The 20,253-nt window shown below is 39.5% G+C and carries 22 protein-coding genes; 8 read left to right on the top strand and 14 right to left on the bottom strand.

The genetic code is table 11. The features are described from left to right. Window positions 1-2 precede the first annotated feature (2 nt). From NXS00_RS08980 to NXS00_RS08970, 3 genes are read right to left on the bottom strand one after another with little or no spacing between them, the layout of a single operon-like run. On the bottom strand, window positions 3-782 hold the full coding sequence (locus NXS00_RS08980) for a sterol desaturase family protein (protein WP_258098833.1): 780 nt from the start codon (window positions 780-782) through the stop codon (window positions 3-5). Window positions 783-806: 24 nt separating this feature from the next. Beyond that, entirely contained in the window at window positions 807-1,304 is a 498-nt protein-coding gene (locus NXS00_RS08975; RefSeq protein ID WP_258098832.1) for a SixA phosphatase family protein, read from the bottom strand. A gap of 15 nt (window positions 1,305-1,319) precedes the next feature. Beyond that, complete coding sequence (locus NXS00_RS08970) at window positions 1,320-2,333, bottom strand: glycosyltransferase family 9 protein (RefSeq protein ID WP_258098831.1); 1,014 nt, start codon at window positions 2,331-2,333, stop codon at window positions 1,320-1,322. A 132-nt stretch (window positions 2,334-2,465) separates the two neighbouring features. On the opposite strand from NXS00_RS08970, the gene NXS00_RS08965 reads away from it, so the two are divergent. The 3 genes from NXS00_RS08965 (at window position 2,466) to NXS00_RS08955 (ending at window position 5,562) form a co-directional block, all read left to right on the top strand. Continuing rightward, window positions 2,466-4,028 carry a hypothetical protein gene (locus NXS00_RS08965; protein ID WP_258098830.1) on the top strand — a complete coding sequence of 521 codons (1,563 nt, stop codon included), beginning with the start codon at window positions 2,466-2,468 and terminating at the stop codon, window positions 4,026-4,028. Window positions 4,029-4,096: 68 nt separating this feature from the next. After that, complete coding sequence (gene pyrR, locus NXS00_RS08960) at window positions 4,097-4,639, top strand: bifunctional pyr operon transcriptional regulator/uracil phosphoribosyltransferase PyrR (RefSeq protein WP_258098829.1); 543 nt, start codon at window positions 4,097-4,099, stop codon at window positions 4,637-4,639. Further along, window positions 4,636-5,562: an aspartate carbamoyltransferase catalytic subunit gene (locus NXS00_RS08955; RefSeq protein WP_258098828.1), complete on the top strand. Its 927-nt coding sequence runs from the start codon at window positions 4,636-4,638 to the stop codon at window positions 5,560-5,562. The genes pyrR and NXS00_RS08955 overlap by 4 nt, the downstream gene beginning before the upstream one ends. 14 nt (window positions 5,563-5,576) lie before the next feature. Here NXS00_RS08955 and purB read toward each other — a convergent pair whose 3' ends face one another. Beyond that, a complete protein-coding gene (gene purB, locus NXS00_RS08950; RefSeq protein WP_258098827.1) occupies window positions 5,577-6,920 on the bottom strand; it encodes an adenylosuccinate lyase in 1,344 nt (447 codons plus the stop codon). Between the two features lie 210 nt (window positions 6,921-7,130). On the opposite strand from purB, the gene NXS00_RS08945 reads away from it, so the two are divergent. After that, complete coding sequence (locus tag NXS00_RS08945) at window positions 7,131-8,231, top strand: ferredoxin--NADP reductase (RefSeq protein ID WP_258098826.1); 1,101 nt, start codon at window positions 7,131-7,133, stop codon at window positions 8,229-8,231. On the opposite strand, the gene NXS00_RS08940 is transcribed toward NXS00_RS08945, so the two are convergent. The 3 genes from NXS00_RS08940 to NXS00_RS08930 are packed head-to-tail and all read right to left on the bottom strand — an operon-like array spanning window position 8,228 to window position 9,794. Continuing rightward, a complete protein-coding gene (locus tag NXS00_RS08940; RefSeq protein ID WP_258098825.1) occupies window positions 8,228-8,392 on the bottom strand; it encodes a type II toxin-antitoxin system antitoxin in 165 nt (54 codons plus the stop codon). The genes NXS00_RS08945 and NXS00_RS08940 overlap by 4 nt on opposite strands. Before the next feature lie 2 nt (window positions 8,393-8,394). After that, window positions 8,395-8,934, bottom strand: a complete 540-nt coding sequence (locus NXS00_RS08935; protein ID WP_258098824.1) for a hypothetical protein — start codon at window positions 8,932-8,934, stop codon at window positions 8,395-8,397. Between the two features lie 2 nt (window positions 8,935-8,936). Then, a complete protein-coding gene (locus NXS00_RS08930; RefSeq protein ID WP_258098823.1) occupies window positions 8,937-9,794 on the bottom strand; it encodes an SPFH domain-containing protein in 858 nt (285 codons plus the stop codon). Window positions 9,795-9,921: 127 nt separating this feature from the next. Between NXS00_RS08930 and NXS00_RS08925 the strand changes: the two genes are divergently transcribed. Further along, entirely contained in the window at window positions 9,922-10,413 is a 492-nt protein-coding gene (locus NXS00_RS08925) for a hypothetical protein (RefSeq protein WP_258098822.1), read from the top strand. A gap of 50 nt (window positions 10,414-10,463) precedes the next feature. On the opposite strand, the gene NXS00_RS08920 is transcribed toward NXS00_RS08925, so the two are convergent. From NXS00_RS08920 to NXS00_RS08905, 4 genes are all read right to left on the bottom strand, one after another. Beyond that, window positions 10,464-11,570, bottom strand: a complete 1,107-nt coding sequence (locus tag NXS00_RS08920; protein ID WP_258098821.1) for a hypothetical protein — start codon at window positions 11,568-11,570, stop codon at window positions 10,464-10,466. A gap of 17 nt (window positions 11,571-11,587) precedes the next feature. Then, window positions 11,588-12,244, bottom strand: a complete 657-nt coding sequence (locus NXS00_RS08915; RefSeq protein WP_258098820.1) for a hypothetical protein — start codon at window positions 12,242-12,244, stop codon at window positions 11,588-11,590. Beyond that, window positions 12,234-12,812, bottom strand: coding sequence for an RNA polymerase sigma factor (locus NXS00_RS08910; RefSeq protein ID WP_258098819.1), 579 nt, complete (start codon window positions 12,810-12,812; stop codon window positions 12,234-12,236). The genes NXS00_RS08915 and NXS00_RS08910 overlap by 11 nt, the downstream gene beginning before the upstream one ends. 93 nt (window positions 12,813-12,905) lie before the next feature. After that, window positions 12,906-13,898 carry a VOC family protein gene (locus NXS00_RS08905; RefSeq protein WP_258098818.1) on the bottom strand — a complete coding sequence of 331 codons (993 nt, stop codon included), beginning with the start codon at window positions 13,896-13,898 and terminating at the stop codon, window positions 12,906-12,908. Window positions 13,899-14,044: 146 nt separating this feature from the next. Here NXS00_RS08905 and dnaX point away from each other — a divergent pair, with 146 nt between their 5' ends. From dnaX to NXS00_RS08890, 3 genes are all read left to right on the top strand, one after another. Further along, a complete protein-coding gene (gene dnaX, locus NXS00_RS08900) occupies window positions 14,045-15,172 on the top strand; it encodes a DNA polymerase III subunit gamma/tau (RefSeq protein ID WP_258098817.1) in 1,128 nt (375 codons plus the stop codon). 113 nt (window positions 15,173-15,285) lie between these two features. Continuing rightward, window positions 15,286-15,783 carry a DUF8493 domain-containing protein gene (locus NXS00_RS08895; RefSeq protein WP_258098816.1) on the top strand — a complete coding sequence of 166 codons (498 nt, stop codon included), beginning with the start codon at window positions 15,286-15,288 and terminating at the stop codon, window positions 15,781-15,783. A gap of 115 nt (window positions 15,784-15,898) precedes the next feature. Next, entirely contained in the window at window positions 15,899-16,276 is a 378-nt protein-coding gene (locus NXS00_RS08890; RefSeq protein ID WP_258098814.1) for a LytR/AlgR family response regulator transcription factor, read from the top strand. 59 nt (window positions 16,277-16,335) lie between these two features. Here the strand turns inward: NXS00_RS08890 and NXS00_RS08885 are convergent, their stop codons facing one another. The 3 genes from NXS00_RS08885 to NXS00_RS08875 are packed head-to-tail and all read right to left on the bottom strand — an operon-like array spanning window position 16,336 to window position 20,245. Then, a complete protein-coding gene (locus NXS00_RS08885) occupies window positions 16,336-18,345 on the bottom strand; it encodes a LysM peptidoglycan-binding domain-containing protein (RefSeq protein ID WP_258098813.1) in 2,010 nt (669 codons plus the stop codon). Next, the gene (locus tag NXS00_RS08880; protein WP_258098812.1) at window positions 18,342-18,980 is read right to left on the bottom strand and encodes an O-methyltransferase; all 639 of its coding nucleotides are present in this window, start codon (window positions 18,978-18,980) and stop codon (window positions 18,342-18,344) included. The genes NXS00_RS08885 and NXS00_RS08880 overlap by 4 nt, the downstream gene beginning before the upstream one ends. A gap of 32 nt (window positions 18,981-19,012) precedes the next feature. Beyond that, the gene (locus NXS00_RS08875) at window positions 19,013-20,245 is read right to left on the bottom strand and encodes a M16 family metallopeptidase (protein WP_258098811.1); all 1,233 of its coding nucleotides are present in this window, start codon (window positions 20,243-20,245) and stop codon (window positions 19,013-19,015) included. Window positions 20,246-20,253: the final 8 nt, after the last annotated feature.

The raw sequence follows: 20,253 nt of genomic DNA, 5'->3' as shown, positions 1-20,253 counted from the left end.
AATTAAGCCGCTTCTGCGGCTTTTTTTATGTCTTTACGTGTAGCCATCTCATAATCATCGTCATAATCCTGACGTATGGTTCCAAATAATCGATCCCAGACCAACGTGTAAAGACCGAAGTTGCCTGTAAACTTCTTATGATGTTGGTTATGTGCTACGGAGGTGTTGATATACCGGCCTATTTTGGTTTTATGAAATCCGCTAGGAAATAGCTCAAATCCGAGATGACCATAGACATTGTAAATGATCTGGAATATCATGAACAGCACAATGATAAAAGGATGTGTTGGTACAGTAAATACCAGTATTGGAATAATTAACGTCTCGATTACAGCTTCCAATGGATGAAAAGCATAAGCTGTCCAGGGAGATGGATTGGTTGATAAATGGTGCACTTTATGAACTGATGTGAAAATTTTTGGATGATGCATCAGACGATGTGCCCAATAAAAATAGAAGTCGTGAATGACGAAAATGGGTGCTACTGTAAGTAGCCAGTACCACCCAGACTTAGCATTCCAATCATAAATCAAAATGTTGTAACTTCTGAAGGTCACAAAACTCAAATGAGCGATTACTGTGAATATGGCAATAGTTACCAGGCTATAGACTAAATCTCGATAATAGTCTTTTTGTTTGGGGAATTTAGCCTGGATCTTTTTGAAGAACTTTTGCCTTCTAAAAATCACATAGAATAAGAGAAAAGCGATTCCGGCAGCTATCACATATCTGATACCTATTCTATAGTAGGTGTACGGAAAACTATTTAGGAAATCTTCCATTTCTGAAATTTAGCGAAAGTTCTCTTATTTGCTATGAAGTCTTTTTGGAGCGATATAGACCTTTTTCTCGGCGTTATCTTCTGAAATATCGGACCATTTTTTAGCTCTGAAGGTAAAGGCATAGACTCCACCTGTAGGTAGGTTGTCTAAGTATTCAGTGCCTAGAATGTTCACTAACTCAGTAAAGCCAGGGTTGTGTCCAAAAATGGCGATAGACTCCAGGTCATCACTCTGTCCTTTCAGAAAAGCTAAAATCTCGGAAGGTGCTGTGTGGTATAGTTCCTCACTTAGCTCGATTTCATTCTCTGGAAAACCCCACTCATCTGCAATGATTAAGGCTGTGTTCAATGCTCTGGCCGCAGGACTTGTGATTATATGATCAGGCGTTTCTTCCGTTTGACTCAGGTGAGCGCCGACACGCGGTGCATCTCTTCGCCCACGAACCCCTAATGGACGATCCTTATCTGGTAAATCAAATGACCAGGAAGATTTTGCATGACGTATGATATATAGGGTTTTCATTTTGATGTTAAAGGGTTAATCTGGGATGTAAAAGTCAAATTTCAGGTCGTTCATGCATTTGAAATGGCCTTTTGGGCATTTGTTATATCCAATCTTGCTACATGGTCTACACGATATCTTCTTGTTTTCAAAGATGGTAAACTTTGTTCTATACGGATACATCCCAAACTCAGGAATAGTACTGCCCCAGATGGTATAAATTGTTTTTTTAAAAGCAGCAGCCACGTGCATCATCCCAGTGTCATGGCTAAATACCCAATAGGCCTGTTTTACCAAAGATGCAGATTGATTAAAATTGAATTTTCCACAGCCATTGTATACGATAGTTTTTTTGCCGAGTTCCTCCAATCCTTTATCAAATTCAGTTGGCTGATCATACGGCTTGAAAAATTGTTCAATTTCGGCACCGGCTTCAGCGTCCTCTTTTCCTCCAATCAAAACGACTGGTTTGTTGATTCTATCACAGAGTTCAATTAGACGAGAAGTGGGTAGTTTTTTAGTGTTGTATTTACCTCCAATAATCACTGCAGCGAAGCCCTGTTGATATCCTTCAGGTAACCATTCTAATTCTACCTCATCTTTTTCTGGGATGAAGTAGTCTAGACCAAGATTGTCATTCGATACTTTTAATTCTTTTACAGTGTCAAGATATCTATCTACGATGTGTCTGTTAGGCAGCTTATTGATTTTAAAGGTTGTTAGCAGCCACTTACTAAGGTTTAGTTTATTTACTGAATAGGACTTGACCCCTAAAGCACGCTTGATCAAGAAAGTTCTTGCATTGTGATGTAAGTCTATAATCACATCAAAACGCTCTTTTTTCAGTTTCTTAATAAGGTTCCATATCCCTGAGTCATCCAGGAGATGCAGTTTGTCTACATAAGGGTTTTCTTGTAGAAGAAAAGCATTTCCTGACTTGGTAGCATAATGCACTTCCATGCCTTCGCTGGTGGTCTTTAAATTTCTAATGACCGGGGTGGTAAGTACAATATCACCAATGGAGGAAAACCGAACTACTAAAACTTTCATTATTGGGAAGATAATATCCTGAGTTGAATATTTATTACATTGTAATCAAAAGGTCTGATCATTTGTTCAATAGATGTTGATACTTTTTTTTATTAGTGTTGGTATAAGGTATTCTGTATTATGAGATGTCCTATGAGAGTGAAGACTTCCCTATTTCTGTTGTTATTTATTAACGTATTGATCCTGAGTGCTCAGCGCAAAAAAGATCAGGATACCAGTGCCGTTATTGTACAACCTGGACGAATCGAATTTAACCTGTATGATTTTAGCATGCAGTATGACATAGTCAACGGTGAAGACAATGGGCTGTTGGTGTATCTCGAAACAGAAGATCGGACCGATCATGGCTACAATTGGACATTTAATTTATTAGATACTGCTCTGAATCAGGTATGGACTCGGATTTTTCCTATTCCATTTGATTCCTATCTGACCGGTACGGAATATCATGATGGTAAATATTACTTACTATACAATGCTTCTCGATATCGGAATGAAGACCTTTTGCTGCTAGAGTTGGATGCAGAAACTGGAAATATTCAGATGATCGAAATCAATACTGTATTTCCTATTCAATTGACATTCTTTGAAGTTATTGATGATAATATTCTCTTGTCTGGATATACTAATTTTCGTCCTGTATTGCTTACTTTCAATTTAAATGTTCAGAAGCCACGTGTGGTGCCTGGGTTTTATGACAACAAGAGTGATATCATTGATATAGTTATCGATGATGAAGCGCATATGTTTACAGTGGTGCAGTCTGAGAAGATGAGGAATAATCACTACACTATGCGAGCTAAAACATTTACATCCGAAGGTGACCTCATTCAAAATAACATAATAGAGCCGGGGGAAAAGAAGAATTTAGTTGACGGAGCTAGCACTTCTTTTTACGGTGGATTTCAATACATCGCAGGAACATTTTCGAAAAAACCATCACAATATAGTCGAGGACTATACCTAACCAAATTTGTGAATGGTAGACAGCAGTTTACCAAATACCATTACTATGCGGATCTGACCAATTTTTTTGGATACATGAATTCTCGAAGAGAGCAACGGATTAAGGATCGAATAGAGCGTAAGAAAGAAAAAGGCAAGAAGCCAAAGTTTAGTTATCGGTTGTTGGTACATGATATCATTCAGAGAGATGGAGAATACCTTATGATCGCTGAGGCATATTACCCAAGATATTCATCTTACAGCTCTCCAGGGACATACGGCACAGGTGCGTATGGTGGATATAACTCATATAATCCTAGTTTCATGGGGTACAAGTATACCCATGCAATCATTGTTGCCTTTGATAGGAATGGAAATATCATCTGGGATAACAGCTTTGGAGTAGACGGAGTAGAGACATATTCTCTTGAAGAAAACGTTGCGGTAAATCATACCAATGACAAGACGGTGCTTATGTACCTGGATGAGAATACTATACGGTCGAAAATTGTCAAAGGAAATGAAGTGTATGAAGGTAAAACATTCAATCCTGTAAGACTCACTTATCAGTCTGATGAGATTAAATCTAAAGATCCTGAGATCGAAGGCTTAAAGAACTGGTATGGGAATGTGATGTATGCTTATGGTGAACAACGAATTCAAAATGATCAGGGAGAAGGTGGGCGAACTAGTAGAAGAGTCTTCTATATCAATAAGATAACCTACAACCTTCAAGAGGAGACAAATTAGCGATCAAAAAAATAAATCTCACCTGAGGAGGTTCGAGAAGATGCCTTTATATTTGCGCCAATCTGATCATGCAAAAACGTCTCCTGTTCAACAGTAAGCTGCTCCAGATCACAATCAGCCGATTGTGTCAACACCTCATTGAAAATCATGGTGATTTCGAAAATACGGTTATTCTTGGTATGCAGCCAAGAGGTATTTATCTGGCAGAAAGAATCCGAAAAGAGTTAGAAAAAGTATTAGGCATCAAGATTAATCTTGGATATCTGGATACTACTTTTCATAGAGACGATTTTAGACGAAGAGATCAGCCGATCACACCCAATCAAACAAAGGTTCCATTCTTAATTGAAGACAAAAAGGTCATCTTAATCGATGATGTGCTGTATACTGGGAGATCAGTTAGAGCTGCTCTGGATGCGATGACCATGTTTGGTAGACCAGCAAAGGTTGAGCTTTTGGTGTTGATCGATAGGATGTACAGTAGAGATATACCTGTTGCGGCGGATTATATTGGTCGCAAAGTGAATACCATGCCATCTCAGCGTGTATTGGTTGAGTTGGTAGAGCAAGGAAAAAAGGACAATATTTGGTTAATGAACGAAGCTGAATGAGTCAGTTAAAAACAAAACACCTCCTAGGAATTAAGAACCTCACTCCAGAGGAGATTCAGCTTATTTTCGAAACAGCTGACAATTTTAAAGATGTTTTGAACCGACCAATAAAGAAAGTGCCTTCGCTTCGGGATGTCACCGTGGCGAATGTGTTTTTCGAAAACTCTACCAGAACCAGATTGTCATTTGAGTTGGCTGAAAAACGACTTTCTGCTGATGTAATTAACTTTTCATCTGCTTCCTCTTCTGTAAAGAAAGGGGAGACGCTACTTGATACTGTAAATAATATTCTTGCGATGAAAGTGGATATGGTGGTCATGCGCCATAGCAGCCCCGGAGCTCCCAACTTTCTTGCAAAACACATAGATGCTAACATCATCAATGCGGGTGATGGTACTCATGAGCATCCTACACAAGCCTTATTAGATACTTTCTCTATTCGAGAAAAGCTGGGCGATGTGGCTGGTAAAAAAGTTGTGATTGTTGGAGATATCTTGCATTCACGCGTTGCTTTATCGAACATCTTTGCCTTGCAAAAACTCGGAGCAGAAGTAATGGTTTGTGGCCCTGCAACACTACTACCTAAATACATTGGTGATCTTGGAGTAAAAGTGGAATTGGATATACGCAAAGCGCTAGAGTGGTGTGATGTGGCCAATGTGCTTCGAATCCAATTAGAGCGCCAGAAAATGAGATATTTCCCATCTCTAAGAGAGTACTCACTTTACTATGGGATCAATAAGCAATTATTGCAGTCTTTGAATAAAGAGATTGTGATAATGCATCCAGGTCCAATCAATAGGGGAGTAGAGATTACCAGTGATGTGGCTGACTCTGAGCACTCGATCATCCTTGATCAGGTAGAGAATGGAGTAGCTGTACGAATGGCAGTATTATACCTTCTTGCTGGTAAGAAGGCATAATTGCCAATGATCTTTTATTTTCCTGTGTAGTTGAATGGAGTGATTTGCATCAATTCTTCTTTGATGCTAGCACTTACATCCAATCCTTCGATGAACGTATGAAGCGTTTCTCTTGTGATTTTATCTCCAGTTCGTGTCAAAGCTTTAAGCGCTTCATATGGGTTTGGATATGCCTCTCTTCTTAGGATCGTTTGGATAGCTTCAGCTGCCACTGCCCAGTTGTCATCCAGGTCTTTTCTTATCGCTTGCTCATTCACTTCCAATTTGTTAATTCCTTTCTTCAAAGAAGTTAATGCAAGCAAAGTATGTGCAACTGGTACGCCCACATTTCTCAATACCGTCGAGTCAGTTAGGTCTCTTTGAAGTCTTGAGATAGGAAGTTTAGCGCTCAAGTGCTCGAACAATGCATTGGCAATACCTAAGTTACCTTCTGCATTTTCAAAATCGATAGGATTGACTTTGTGTGGCATGGCAGATGATCCAACTTCATTTGGATTGATTTTCTGCTTGAAATAATTCATTGCTACATATTGCCATACGTCTTTGCTGAAGTCAAGAAGTATAGTGTTGATTCTTTTGATCACATCAAATAAGGCAGCGAATTGATCATAATGCTCAATTTGAGTAGTTGGGAAACTTCTTTTTAGTCCCAATTTCTCGCTTACGAATTTGTTGCCGAATGCATGCCAATCATTGTCTGGATACGCCACATAATGTGCGTTGAAGTTACCTGTAGCTCCTCCAAATTTAGCAGCATAAATGATGTCATTTAGCTGATCCAATTGGCCAGAAATTCTACTAACGAATACTTCAATTTCTTTACCTAAACGAGTAGGAGAGGCTGGCTGGCCGTGTGTTTTCGCAAGCATAGGAATAGTTTCCCACTGCTTAGCCACAGCACCAATCAACTGGTGAATTTCCTTCAAGTAAGGAATAAATACTTCTTCCAGCGCATCTTTAGTTGACAATGGGATAGAAGTGTTGTTGATGTCTTGAGAAGTCAATCCAAAATGGATGAATTCTTTGTATTGTGATAAGCCTAATTTGTCAAATTGCTCCTTAATGAAGTATTCAACGGCTTTTACGTCATGGTTAGTTACTTTCTCAATCTCTTTGATCTTCAAAGCGTCAGCTTCTGAGAAGTTTTCATAAATCGCTTTCAGCTGATCAAAAACACCATGATCTACCTCTTTCAATTGAGGTAGCGGGATCTCACAAAGCGCAATGAAGTAAAGAACTTCTACTTTAACTCGATATTTGATTAGAGCATATTCAGAAAAGTATGGCGCAAGTGCATCCACTTTACTTCTATACCTACCATCTATTGGTGAAATCGCTGTAAGATCGTTTAACTGCATGACGTTAGTTTTTTTAGAGCTGCAAAAATAGCTGTTTCGGATAACCAACGACTATAAAAACCATTTAATTGATCTGATAGTTATTCGGTCTTATCGATCATGATTTCCACTGGTGATTTGCTTCAAAGGAATTGGGCAATAATCGAGGGAATCATTGTCTGCCAAAACTAGGAGATTTACCTTTGCACGACTTTTAAAAACACAGGAATTATGGCCTTCGGATTTTTCAAGAAAAAGAAAAAAGAGAGTACAACGGATAGTAGATTTCAGAACTTCACTATTCGTGAGGTGGTTAACATTGCTGAAGAAGCAGTAAACCTTGTTTTTGAGAAGCCAGAGGGTGATTTTTCTTATAAGCCGGGTCAGTTTCTTACTTTAATTAAGGAAGTAGAAGGTAAAAAAGTTAGAAGAGCTTATTCCCTGTGTACTACTCCGTTTATCGATGAATATCCAGCAGTAACCGTAAAGCGTGTTCCTGGTGGGATTATGTCAAATTATTTGAATGATCACGCTAAAGCTGGTGATGTCATCGAAATCATGGAACCGATGGGAATGTTTACTACGGACTATGATGCAAGTGCATCAAGACATGTGGTGTTCCTTGGAGGAGGAAGTGGTATCACCCCACTTTATTCTATTCTGAGATCGGTGTTGCTAAAAGAACCTAACAGTAAAGTGTCTTTGGTATATGGTAATAGATCTAAAGACTATATCGTATTCAGAGAGGTATTGGAGCAATTGAAAAGCGAACATGGAGATCGTTTCCAGTTGGTTCATATTTTAGAAGAGAATGATGGCTATGCTGCTCACAGCGGTAGACCAACTGCCGAAACTATGAAATCCATCATTGATGGACTAAGTGTAGATAGTTCTACTGAGTTCTTTATTTGTGGACCTGAGCCAATGATGAATATCGCTTCTGAGGGATTAGGTTTACTAGGAATTGCGGCAGATAAAATTAGAATGGAGAGTTTCGATTCAGGAAAAACGTCTCCTTCTGTAGTTGTTGAGGAAAAATCTTCGAACTCAGATTTCGACAAGAGTCAGGTCACTATCATCATGGATGGTGAGGAGCACGTGGTTCAGGTATCCAAAGATGCAACTATTCTAGATGCAGGTTTGGATCAGGATATCGATATGCCGTATTCCTGTCAAAGCGGACTTTGCACTGCTTGTCGAGCTAAATGTCTGGAAGGTGAAGTTGATCAGGAGGACGCTCATGGTGTAAGTAAGTCGGAGCAGGAAGAAGGCTATGTTTTGCTATGTGTAGGAAAGCCTTTGTCTGATAAGATTAAAGTAGAGGTTGGTTAATCGCCTGTTTTCTTAGGTAATCTTCCAGCCTCCTTGAGTGCTTTATGAATCATCCATTCTAATTGTCCATTGGTGCTGCGAAATTCGTCCGCAGCCCATTTCTCAATGGCTTTGAATGTTTCTTCATCAATTCGTAATACAAATGGTTTCTTTTTAGCCATGTTTAATGCTGATTCCAGTTGTCTTTGAGCTGGTCTATCGCTCGTTTTAATTCTTCTGGTTTTTGGGTGCCAATTAATAATCGGTCTCCGTTGTTGAAGACCAACTGAAGTCCGTACGATCCCTTCATGTTATAGGCTTTGCCGTTTCTGGCGCTTATTCGGTATCCCCAACCTCCATACTCCAAAATTGGGTTGTACTTGCGAACTTCCACTTGTTTTAAGTCGTTTTTTCGAAGCTGTTTTTTGGATCTCACAAAAGGATAATAGGAATAGTAGAGGTTCTCGGAATCTATCTCTACTATCAACTTCATAGTGGTGAATAACCAATGTACTCCGCCCAATACAATTGCAGTGATGGTTGCAGCAATGATATTGGTGGGGTTGCCTAACGGCGTATTTACCCAGTCTTCTCCTGGAGAAAGGTTTATACTGATGCCATAGGCTAATCCACCGAGTGTGATTAATCCAACACCTACCTCAATCCACCAGAATATGGTGTTTTTGAAATGCTGCGTTTCACTGAAAAGTAATTTGCCTTTCATGACTAGTGATGTAAAGTGCCTGAATTCACAACTGGAGAAACGTCTTTATCAGCACAAAGAACCACCATCAAGTTGCTAACCATAGCTGCTTTTTTCTCTTCATCCAAATCGATCAATTGTTTTTGATTGATTTCGTGAAGCGCCATTTCTACCATGCTCACTGCGCCTTCAACAATCTTATGTCTAGCAGCAACAATAGCGGTTGCCTGCTGTCTGCGAAGCATCGCTCCAGCGATCTCCTCGGCATATGCTAAATAGCCAATTCGTGCTTCAAGTATTTCTATTCCAGCTATGGAAAGACGCTCTTCGATTTCTCGCTCCAGATGTTCGTTCACCTCATCTAAACCGGAACGAAGTGTAATTTCGGCTTGCGCATCATCAAAATTGTCATAAGGATAACTTCCAGCCAATTTTCGAACAGCAGCGTCAGTTTGCACACGTACAAAGTTTTCATAATCATCCACTTCGAAAGCAGCAGCAAATGTGTCTCTTACTCGCCAGACTAAAATGACAGAGATCAATATCGGGTTACCGATGCTGTCATTTACTTTGACTCTTTCACTGTCAAAATTTCTAGCTCTTAGTGAGATTTTCTTTTTGTAGTAGAATGGATTCACCCAAAAGAAGCCATTTTCTTTTACTGTGCCTTTGTATTTACCAAATAGCACCAATACTACTGAGCCATTTGGGTTGACGAAGAAAAAACCTGGTGTCATTATCAATCCCAATAGGAGGGTGATCCCGAATAAAGGGAACTTGGTTGCTATTAATAATCCAAGTGACCCTAGTATCAAAGCGATTGTAATTGTTAGGACCACATAACCCGATATAGGTGAAGATGATTTTTCTTTCGATTCCATAACTGTGAAGGTTAGTTGATTTATAGTGATATTAAAATGATATCATATCAATATACGGGAAATGAATTGAAAAGGTTATCAATTGAATTGTGATTAGTTTTGAGCGAAGTAAAAACTACAGGTATTTATGGCTGGGCAATACAATAGATGGGAACGATTTTATAACAGGTTGAATCTATGGTTTAATGGAACTGTAGCGCTATCAATCATTCCTTTTGGAATAGCTTTTCTGGACACACAAGATGAATTTCCGAGTCCACCAATAGTTGATAAATCCACTACACTTGGGCTGCAAATTGTCCTTAGTCTGATAGTTGCAGTGGTAATTTGGTTTGGCTTACATTATTCCAAGAAGAAGTTAAAAGCCATACCTGACGGTGAAATTGAAACGAAACTTCAGTCATATCTCACTATCAAAATGCGGTCATTTTTTATTTTGGAGATTGGGGCTGTACTAAGTGTGGTAGGTTTATACTTGACCAAAGATCATCTTTTCACTGGCCTATATTTAGTGGTAATGTTTGTGTTTAGTTTAACTAGACCGACTTTTGAAAAAATATCTTCTGACATCCGAGTAAGTCAAAAGTCTTTGACCGAATGGGGAAAAGAGGAAAACTAAAAGCATAAAAAAAGCTGCCAAAGGCAGCTTTTCATGTTGTATGCGGATTGCTACAGGGTGATTCCAAATGTTATGGCTTGCAATCCCTGGCCTCCTTCCGGTCCTCTGACACCAGTGAACACATTGTTTAAGTCATACATTGCAAATAGGTCTAGTCCTTTATAACCTACTTGTGCTCTCACGCCGTATCTGAAGTTCTCCAGGTAGTAATTTCCTCTGTCTTTGTCTTTTTGTTTCTTACCATCTTCACGGTATACGAACTTGGTGTTTCCTCCTATTCTGTAGCCGGCGTAACCACCTACACCGAATCTAATACCTTGCTTTTTGTAAGTCTTGAAGCTCACGCTACCTCTTTCAAGGTTTTTTACTTTTCGTTTTCCCTTGGCAAAATCAAGCATTGGAACGAATGATACATTTACATATGGTGCTGTTAATCTGCTTTTGATACCACTGATATCAGGGTTAGCCAACTGAACGTCGATAAATTCGATATTGTCAGGGCCTTTTTCTGCTACAATGTTGGGATCTTCCATTTTCCAATTGTACCAGCTGAATCCAAATCCCCATTCTGCAAACAATGGTCCAGTTACCCAGGTACGATTTACACTATTAAGCGCTACATACCAGCTTCCCCATGGTTTCACTGTGTAATTTTCTGCAGACGGGAATTTTCCACCGTTGTTTAGCCAGTTATTCATTCCAATGTCTACATTGAAGAAATGACTTGTTCTGTCGATTGATTTTTCCTCGTAATTGTATCTTGTGACAGGAAGATCATCATCAAACTCATCTTCTACTTCATCCCAATCATCAGCATCAACCATTAGCTCCAGGTTGCCAATCTTGATTCTCGTTTTTACTTCACTTTCTCCAATGATAAGCGTGGTGTCTTTCATGTATTTGTTGCCATTCTCATCTTGCAACTCAACTTTTTCGATTTTCTTAGATCCTAAAGCTTTGTTTAGGTCAGCAATCATTCGGTTGATATCATATTGCTGAAGATCCTTTAGTGCTTCCTTATCTTCGGTATAGATCAGAATCTTGCTTTTGTTGCTCAATTCTATGATTACCGTATCGCCTTCTGTTCCCGATGCTTGTGTGGTCTTTGGCAAAGCGAATAGCGCTATCGCCAAAAGAGTAGTTATTATCGCTTTCATGATCTTTTATTTTGAGTTTAGTTTCTGCTAAATATATTGTCCTTTGCATCTCTGATGTCTGCAAGTATTTCTATAGGAGATGCGTCTTTAGAAATAGTAGTGATAAGTGAATTCAACTTGTTCTTTTTCTGAACAGGGTCGTTTTCTGCTATATAAGTAATTTTTACAGTTGGTTTTTCTACAGTCATTACTTCAAAGCCGTAATTAAATTTTGGTTGAGGCAACTCTTGTAATCTTACTTCTTGAATCGCTACCAACTCCAGTGTTTCCATCTTAATAGGCTCTGTTTCTTCTATTTTCTTGTCAGTCTTAGTTGAGTTATTTGCGAATAAAACTGTTTGCTTGGTAGAAGGTGCAGTGATAGGTTTATCAGCCGGTGTTTCCACTTTTACTCCATTTTTTGGAATTAATATTCTGTCTGGATCAAGTGTTGGTTGCGGATAATCTATGTCAGCTACCTGAGGTCCATCCATAATTAAGCCTTGCTGATAGTTTTTCACTAGTAGAGCAGCAGTTATCAGTAAGAGTATTGCTGCCGCAATGCTTATAGGTAGCCATGCCGCTTTTTTCTTCTTATTGAGTATACTTTGAACCTCCTTCCAGCTTTGTGCCTGCGGAGTGACCTCATATTGGTCAAGTCCTTCCCGAAATAGTCTGTCTGTGTTATTTGCCATGACTATGATCTTTTAATTCTTTATTCTGTATTTCTGCCAGTCTGGTTTGAAGCAACTTTCTGGCCCTACTTAGCTGTGACTTGGAAGTGTTTTCATTGATCCCAAGGGTGTCAGCAATCTCTTTATGGTTATAACCTTCTATTGCATAGAGGTTAAATACTGTTCGATATCCCACTGGCAGTTCAGCAATCAAATTCATCAAATCCTGTGCCTCCAGTGTCTTTTCTAGTGTTTGATAGTTAGGTTCAAACTCCGCATGCTCTACATCCACTTCCAGAGACATGTTTTTATTCTTTCGGATGTACATCAGGGACTCATTAACCATTACTCTGCGTACCCATCCTTCCAAACTTCCTTCTCCTGAGAATTGATCTAGCTTTTCAAACACTTTTACCATTCCACCGATCATTACATGTTCGGCTTCTTCTCTGTCATGTATGTATCTGATACATACTCCCAACATCTTTGGTGCGAATCGCTCATAGAAAGCTTGCTGCGCACTAGACTTGCCTTTTCGGCAATCTCGCAGTAGAGCTTCTTCAGAGTTAGATTTGTTAATTCGCAACATTTTCAAGTTGGTTTTCATGAGGAAGATGCACGAAGGCGTATGGAAGTTGCGTGGGTTGTGAGATTTTTTCTAAAAAGTTTAAGGTAAAAGTAGCTAAACACGTGCTTTTTTTAGTCTCATGGCCCAGATAAGCCATTTTGGGACACTTTTGTGAGGTGATTTATTTTTTAAATTAATAACCAAACCAAGCTTTTTAATGATTGGAATGTAGTGAGCCTCCACCATTTCGATGAGAGTAGCATCTGGATCCTCCAGATATCCCCAATGCCCCTGAGCTTCACCCATTTTAAAATCTTCATTCGATAATATGGTGAATGGTGACTTGTTGCTAAAGTGATTTACCCATGATTTTAGATTGTAAACATCAAAGCATAAATGAATGAACCCTGGGTCTCCCCAATATCGGTTTTCATAGATTTTGTTGCCTCTATTGTCCTTTCTTTGAATAAGTGTAATAGCACTATTTCCGAAAAATGATCCAAATCGGCCAGAGGACTTGTCTTTAGAAAAAAGTGAAGCCTCTAAAAGATCAACATTATCAACTTGCTCGGTTAAACTATAGCCAAACTGCTGATAGAATTGAATAGATGCCTGAAGATCTGCTACACCAATTGTGCATTCTTTTACGCCAGTTACCAATACTTTAGGAGCTAATTCATTTGTTTGTTTTACATGAATCTGATTCCCGAAAGGATCAATAAGGAGAAGCTCGGAATCGGAAATGTCTTGATAATCTTGAAGATGTTGAGCGAGGTGATTTCTAAAGCCGTCTAAATTTCCTGAATGTAGGGAAATGAAGTTAATCCCAAGATCTCCGGCTTTAATTACTCTGTTTGGAGGTTGAGGAGTATGTTCTGTATGTTGCCAGAGTTCAAAGCCGCCACCTCCATTTGGGTTTAGTAAAATGATGGCCGACTTGTTTCTGCTTTTTCCTCCCATGTATGGAGCCATGTGAGTGGCAGGATTATGATCTTCAATGACTTTGATGTTGGCTTTTAAAATTAGAGCATACCATTTCTCAGCCCTAAATACATCGGTTACGCCAATTCCAACTTGTTGAATTCCATACAGAAGTCTGTCCGTCATAGAAGGTTAAAGCTAATCCGTTTTATAAAAAGATACGTGGTTTCTGATTGGATGGATTGTGATCTTAATGTTCATGTTGAAAACTTATCTTAAGATTAATTCATAAATCCTTCGACCATTCCCACCAATTCAATTAATTTTCCGCCGTGGAAAGTTTCGTAGTATCGGCACGGAAATACAGACCGCTAGGGTTTGACGAAGTAGTAGGCCAGGAGCATATTACTACTACGCTCAAAAACGCCATTGATAACAATCATTTGGCGCAAGCTCTCTTGTTTTGTGGCCCAAGAGGTGTCGGTAAAACCACTTGTGCCCGAATCATGGCCAGAATGGTCAATGGTTTTGAGGCTGAGAATGGTGAAGCTGCTGCAAACAATTTCAACATCTATGAGCTTGATGCCGCGTCTAACAACTCGGTAGACGATATCAGAAACCTGATCGATCAGGTGAGATATCCTCCTCAGCAAGGAAAGTATAAAGTTTATATCATAGATGAGGTTCACATGCTTTCGACACAGGCCTTTAATGCCTTTTTGAAGACATTGGAAGAACCGCCATCTTATGCGATCTTCATCCTGGCGACTACAGAGAAGCATAAAGTAATCCCTACGATCCTTTCAAGATGTCAGATCTACGATTTCAATAGAATCGAGATCAATGACATGGTGGTGCAATTGCAAAAGATTGCTTCAATGGAGGGAGTAGATGCTGAACCTGAGGCACTGCATTTGATTTCGCAAAAGGCGGATGGAGCAATGCGTGATGCCTTATCCATTTTCGATTTAATTGTTACTTTCTCTTCTGATAGCAAAGTAACCTATCAAAATACGATCAAGAATCTTCATATTCTTGATTACGATTATTACTTCAAGCTGTGTGATTTCTTCGTTGCAGAAGATATGTCTGGAGCCTTGTTGCTTTTTGATGAAATCCTCAGAAATGGATTTGATGGACATAACTTCCTGGTAGGATTGCAGGAGCATTTTAGAAACCTTTTGGTTTGTAAAAATCCAAATACACTTAAGTTGATGGAAGTTCCTGAGAACTCAATGGATAAATACCAGGAGCAAGCCAACGCCTTGAACTCATCTTATCTACTGACTGGTTTGAATTTGATGAATCAGGTGGATCTGAACTACAAGCAAAGTAAGAATCAGCGATTGCATGTGGAATTGTGTTTGATGAAGCTATCTCAGCTGAATAACGCAATTAAACTCAGCCAATTTGGCGGCTCCAATGGTGATGGGGCAAAAAAAAAAGTAGCAGTGAATTAAATTCACCTAAAGCGGAGAGTGCACCGCCTCCTGTTGCCGAGTCTGCGCCTCCACCAACTATACCTGTTTCATCTGCTCAGCCAAAACCTGCGCCTTCTACACCTAAAATTAAATTGCCTACTGCTCCTGGAGCAGAGAGTAAGGAAACACCAAGTCTATTTAGGCGTGATAAGGGAGTTAAATCTGCTGAAGAACAAGCAGAGAAGCAGGAAGAGTCTAAGCCATTATTAGAAGAAAGAAATTCTGAGTTCAGTGAAGAGCAGGTGGTAGCGGCCTGGGAAGAATTTAAATCCGAACGAATCGGAGCTGGTGCCTCTGAAACAGAAAAACTGGTACTGGATAGAAATGTGACTAAATCGGGAGATAAGGCGGTCAAGATAACTCTGGAAAGTCAGTTGGAAAATAGTATTCTTGATAAGATAGAAGTTGAATTAATTCGCTATTTCCGTAAAAAACTGGACAATACCTTTGTCCAACTGGAACGTGAAGTCTCTGAGATAGTTACAGCTAAGAATTTGTACACATCTAAGGAAAAATTCGAATATATGGCGAATTTGAATCCTGCGCTGCGAGACATGAAAGATCGATTGGGTCTTGACTTTGAATACTAAGATTTTACTTAGTGTAAGCATTTGTGTTGTTAAACCACAGATATTCGTCATTAGACGATAAATACTTGACCCTTTAAAATACTCTAGCGATCTTTCAACCTTTAACGAACTATGTATGAAGTTACGCGCTATTTCTATTGACGATGACCCAACATCAATCTTGATGGTCAAGCAATTGGCAGATAAAACCGAAAATTTGGAATTGGTTAATACCTATCAGGATGCCGTGAAAGGTGCGGCTGGGATTATTCTTGATAAGCCTGATGTATTGTTTTTGGACATAGAGATGCCAGAGTTCAATGGCATAGAGATCATGCGATCTTTGATGAAGCCACCCAAAATTATTGTAATCTCTGGTAACCCTAATTTTAAAGATAAAGCGCTGGAGTTGAATGCTGTGACTTTTATTTCCAAACCACCTGAGGAAGGGGAATTCAAAAGGGCAGTAGATAAGGTGCGAGATATTTTCAATCAAGAGTTAGCTAACGCCTGATCACCAACCTTGGTGTTAGCAATATGATTGAGGAAGTCAGGTTGTTCACAGCCTGACTTTTATTTTTTACGCACTTTCAATTCAGTTCCTACAGATAGGTTAGAGTTAGACATGTTGTTGAGTTTCATTATTTCATCAACTGTCATGTCAAAGTCTTTACTGATTTTATAAAGGCTATCTCCACCTTTTACAGTGTAAGTAGTATATCCGTCTTCCTTTTTCTGGGACTTCTTTTTTCCTATAACTAGCTCCTGACCTGGACTGATAGGATCGGACTCTTTCAGATTGTTCCAGTCTCGAATTTCTGCAACTGTCACGTCATACTTTTTAGAGATTCCCCATAAAGATTCACCGGCTGCAACAACATGTGTTTTGGAGTTTGAAGATGTCGATTTTTTAACCTCATCTCTTACATCTTTCTTGCCACCTAGTTCTGCAATGGTTTCATTTTCTGGAGTCTTAACTGGAGTTGAATAGTTACGCTTAGGGCGATAGATTACGATCTCTTCACCAATGCTCAAAGTACTATTGGTTTGGCGGCCATTCCAATCAGCAATATCACCTACTTCAACATTGTACCTTTTAGACAAGCTATAAAAAGAGTCTCCTCCTTGGATGATATGAATGATTTTGTCTCCATCAGGGATGTTTTTTGGTTCAAAACGTTCTTCGTTGGTGATTTTTTCAGGTTCCTCAGGTCTGGTCTCTACCACAATAGGTTTGCGAGTGATTACTTCTGGCTTTTTCGCCACATAAGTATTCTTTCGTTCTACTTTATGGTATTCCACAGGAGTGTCAGAAGGACGTTTTTTGCGCAACCACATCAACCTGCCTGGTTTAAGTGATTCATTGTCACTCATTCTATTCCTCTTTTTCAGCTGATCGAGTTTGATTCCATACTTCTGGGAAATATCCCATAGACTTTCATCATATTGAGCTACATGGTGATAAATGGACGATTTGTTTTTCTTGCTACGTACATAATAGATCTGTCCAGCTTCCACGGTGGCGGTGCTTTTCATGTCATTATAGTCTAGGAATTTACCTGGATCTATGCCCGCTTTCTTTGCTATGGACTGCACATTGTCATTTTTAGAAGCCATGGTGGCTTCAATGCCATTCACTTTTAGAAAAATCGATTGCTTCTTGGAAATAATATCTCCAGCTATTCTATCCGGATAGTTGCTTTGTTCTGGTTCCTTAATTGTCCTGGATAGTGGAGGGTTACTTTTGTCTTTAGAACTAGCAACTAAGCTACTCGGGATATTTCCTGTCATAGGAATGATCACCGTGTATTCTTTGTCATCAGGTACTTTGCCGTGAAGCAACCATTTGTTATAATCTTTTGCTAAATCTTCTTCTACTTCAAATTCTCTCGCTACTTGTTCGATCGATTTTCCTTCACCTTTGGTGTATTCTGCAAGTTTCAACCCTTCGCTGTGTGGTCTTCCGATTTCATCTTTGAATGCAATGACATGGGCAATGTATTTTAATACGTACCAATGTGTCTTTTTGGTAATCGTGAGTTTGTCTGATCCAAAATTTTCTTTGTCTACATATTGTTTGGCACCACCCGGACCTGCTTGATAGGCGCTTACCGCATAGATCCAGTTTTTAAAGAAGAAGTTATTTCTTTTGAAGTACTTGGCAGCACCTCTGGTTGCGGAAACGATGTTTTTACGTTCGTCAATCTTAGAGTCAACACGCAAGCCTACCTCTCTGGCTGTAAAATCTTTGAACTGCCAATATCCAACAGCATTGGAAGAAGAAACTGCATCAGAAATCAAAGCACTTTCCTGGATGGCCAGGTACTTTATGTCTTCAGGAACTCCTTCTTCTCTTAAAACACGCTCCACGATAGGGAAGTATAGGTTTACCCGATCCAGTTTGATGCGGAAATACTTGTCACTTGCTCGAAGCGCATTGACATGGCGCTGGATTTCTTCCTGTGCGTCGCTGGTGATTTTGAGTTTAACTCCAGCTATTTCGATAGAAGATGGTACCTGAGGTGTCTCAGCGTAAAGTAAGGTGGATAGAATACAAGTGATCGCTAGTAATACTGCTCTCATAGTTTTCTTAAAATCATTAAGCCGTCGCGAATTGGAAATAAGACATTTTGAACTCCGTCATGATCATGGACCATCTTATTAAATGCACGCATGGATTCGGTTGCTTTATCTGTTTTGTCCATCTCAGCCACTTTGCCACTCCAAAGTACATTGTCAATGATGATAAAACCACCTTTTTTCACCTTTGGTAAAGTCATTTCAAAGTAAGCAGGGTAGCTCCCTTTGTCAGCATCAATAAAAACCATGTCCCATTCATAACTCAGAGTTGGTATGATTTCTTGTGCATTGCCTACTTTAAATTCAATTTGATCTTTGTACTCGGATTGTTCAAAATAAGAATTTACCTGATCTTCCAGTTCTTCATTTACATCAATGGTGATGAGTTTTCCATCAGCACTCATTCCTTCAGCTAAACAAAGAGCTGAATACCCAGTATACGTTCCTATTTCCAGAATATTCGTAGGTCGGATCATATGACTCAACATCGATAAAACCCTGCCCTGCAAATGTCCGGAGAGCATTCTTGGTTTTAATACATTGAGGTGAGTTTCACGGTTGATTTGGTGGAGTAATCCACTTTCTGCTTCCGTGTTTTCTTCGATGTAGTGTTGAAGAGGTTCTGGTAGAAAATCCATGAGGTAAAATTAATGGATTTTCTACCGCAGTGCTACTTTGGAATGAAAGTTAGCTGACTCATTTCATCTTTATTGAAGTTTTGTCGTGCTAATTCCATCAAATGTTCCGCAGAAGCCTGATCTATTTTTTCAAATAGCTCATTGATGTCTGGTACTTTATTGAGATCCAGAATGCTTTTTGCCATCATCAGCATCATGGCGTTGTTGTTCTCTTCAGACATGGCCAGCTGACCTTTTAGCTGTTGCTTAGCCTTATGAAGTTGCATATGACCTAGTGGATTCTTTTTCAGAAGATCAAATTCTTTATCAATCAGGCGAAGACTTTTCTTAAGGTTTTTAGGGTCCGTAGCGAAATAAATCGCCAATGAGCCAGTCTCAATGTAAGGTGTATAGCTGGCATCTATTCCATAAACAAAGCCATGTTTTTCACGCAAGGACAAGTTAAGGCGTGAGTTCATACTTGGACCACCAAGGATATTGATCAATAGAAAGAACGGAATTCTATTCTCATCTTTCAAGCTGTAGCTGGTTCTGCCCAACGCAACATGTGCCTGGGTGATTGGCTTCTCAATAGTCTGAACTATGGGCGAAGTTGGAGTGAAATAGTTTCTTTCAGGAGTATGATTCTTATGAGGAATATCCTGTAGATATTTTTCAGCCATTCGCTTCAATTTCTTCGCGGAATAGTTTCCTACACTCGAAAGGATGATTCGCTCAGTGTTGAGATTCTTTTTCAAGAACTCTTTAAAATCATTTTGTTTAAAGGAATTAACAGTGTCTATTGTACCTAGAATATTGCTTCCCAGAGGGTGATTGTGAAACACTAATTCATCAAAATCATCCTGAATGGCATCTTCCGGAGTATCGCGATACATTGCCATTTCCTCCAGAATCACCATTCGCTCTTTTTCTATTTCCTTTTCCGGGAAGATGGAGTTGAAAGTGATGTCTGCAAGCAGCTCAACTGCTTTGTCCAAATGGTTGTCCAGGACGGAAGCGTAGAAACAGATTTTTTCCCTTGTTGTGTAAGCATTTAGCTCGCCACCAAGTGAGTCCAGTCTGTTGATGATGTGAAAAGACTTACGCTTTTTGGTTCCTTTGAAAGCCATGTGCTCCCAGAAATGAGCAATACCTTGCTCCTCAGGAGTTTCATCTCTGCTCCCAATATCCAGCATGATTCCCACATGGGCAATCTTAGTATTACTTATCTGTTTGTGAATAATCCGAATCCCATTCGGTAACTCTATCAGCTCATGATCATTCATAGGGGCGC

The organism is Marinoscillum pacificum, from assembly GCF_024714495.1.
Classification (GTDB): Bacteria; Bacteroidota; Bacteroidia; order Cytophagales; family Cyclobacteriaceae; genus Marinoscillum; species Marinoscillum pacificum.
This window is presented reverse-complemented; position numbering and strand designations above follow the sequence as displayed.